The sequence below is a fragment of the Achromobacter semiaridum genome, assembly GCF_053543755.1.
Map to the genome: position 1 here is coordinate 21,801 of NZ_JBLVOL010000049.1, position 1,729 is coordinate 23,529.

At 69.6% G+C, this 1,729-nt stretch carries 2 protein-coding genes; one reads left to right on the top strand and one right to left on the bottom strand.

All coding sequences use genetic code 11. The features are described 5' to 3' along the window. On the top strand, window positions 1-238 hold a 238-nt coding region (locus ACNPP0_RS15170), incomplete at its 5' end, for an ABC transporter ATP-binding protein (RefSeq protein WP_448706340.1). A 7-nt stretch (window positions 239-245) separates the two neighbouring features. On the opposite strand, the gene ACNPP0_RS15175 is transcribed toward ACNPP0_RS15170, so the two are convergent. Continuing rightward, window positions 246-1,729, bottom strand: a 1,484-nt coding sequence (locus ACNPP0_RS15175) for an ATP-binding cassette domain-containing protein (RefSeq protein WP_448706341.1), incomplete at its 5' end; no start/stop codon positions are given.

Here is a 1,729-nt window from a genome sequence, read left to right on the forward strand (position 1 = left end):
GCTGGCGCGGCTGCGCCAGCAACTGGGCTTGTCCATCGTGTTCATTACGCACGATCTGCGGGTGGCGGCGCAGGTCTGTGATCACGTGGCCGTCATGAAAGACGGAAAGATCGTGGAGGAGGGAGGCTGCGCGGACGTCTTCAGACACCCCACGCATCCGTACACGCAAGCGCTGCTGGCCGCCGTACCCGGCCGCCGCTGGGACCCGGGCAGCGTGGCGGTACGGCAAGCGGCCTGATGCCCCGCTAAGCGCCCAGATATGCCCGAGCCAGCGCGCCGTCCTGCGCAATTTCCGCTGCCGTGCCGTGCGCCGCCACGCGTCCCGATTCCAGCACATAGGCCCGGTCGGCCAGGGACAGCGCCAGCGCCGCCATCTGATCCACCAGCAGTATCGTCATGGACTCCGCGCGCAGGCGGTCCAGCGCTTCGAACAGTTCGTCGATAATCTTGGGCGCCAGACCCAGCGACGGTTCGTCCAGCAGCAGGATCACCGGTTTGGACATCAAGCCGCGTGCAATCGCCAGCATCTGTTGTTCGCCGCCCGACAACAGGCCGGCGCGTTGATGCAGGCGTTCGCGCAGGCGCGGAAAACGCGTCAGCATTTCCTCGACGCGCGCCTCGCGGTCTTGCGGATGCAGGAACGCGCCCAGCCGGATGTTGTCCAGCACGCTAAGGCCGGGAAACACCTGCCGCCCCTCGGGCACCAGCACGAGCCCGCGCGCAACGATGCGGTCGGCGGCCAGGCCGTTCAGCTCGGTGCCTTGCAGGTGCATGCCGCCCTCGGCGGGCCGATGCAGCCCGGCCAGCGTGCGCATCAGCGTGGATTTGCCGGCGCCGTTTGCACCCAGCAATGCCACCATTTCGCCTTGCCGCACTTGCAGGTCGATGCCGTGCAGCACGGGGTTGGCGCCGTAGCCCGTCACCAGATTCCCTACGCCCAGTACTTCGGGGCCGATGGCCGCACCGGCCGGGCGCTGCCGGGCGGCGGGCGCGCGCCGGGCGTTTTCATCGCCCAGGTACGCCTGACGCACGGCTGGCGACTGCTGGATCTGCGTGGGGTTGCCCTTGGCCAATTCACGACCGGCGTCGATCGCCACGATGTGATCGGACACGCCCATCACCAGCGCCATGTCGTGTTCCACCAGCAGCACGCCGGCGCCCGCATCGGCGATGCGTCGCAGCAGGCCCGCCAGGCGCGTCTTGTCTTCGCGCGACAGGCCGGCGGCGGGCTCGTCCATCAACAGGATGTCGGCATCCGTGGCCAGCGCGCGCGCAATCTCGACCAGCCGCCGGTCCACGTGCGGCAGGTCGGCGGCGGGCACATCCAGCGCGCCCTCGTAGCCGCAGAAGGCCAGCAGCGCGCGGGCGCGTTGGCGCACGTCGGCCGCCAGGTAGCGGCGCGAGGCCAGCAAACCGCCCAGCCGGCCGCGCACCATGCCCAGCGCCACGTTGTCTTCCACCGTCAACGTGTCGAACAGCTGCGACGTCTGGTACGTGCGCGCGATGCCGCTGCGCGCCACGCGGTAGGCGGGCAGCGCGGCCAGCGGCGCATCGCCTAGCGACACCGCGCCGCTGGTGGGTTGGTAATAGCCGCTAAGCATGTTGATAACGGTGGACTTGCCCGCGCCATTGGGCCCGATCAGCGCGGTGACGGCGGCCGGTGGTACGTCGAACGACACGGACTGCACCGCGCGCACGCCGCCAAATGTCATCGTCAGCGCGTCCGCGC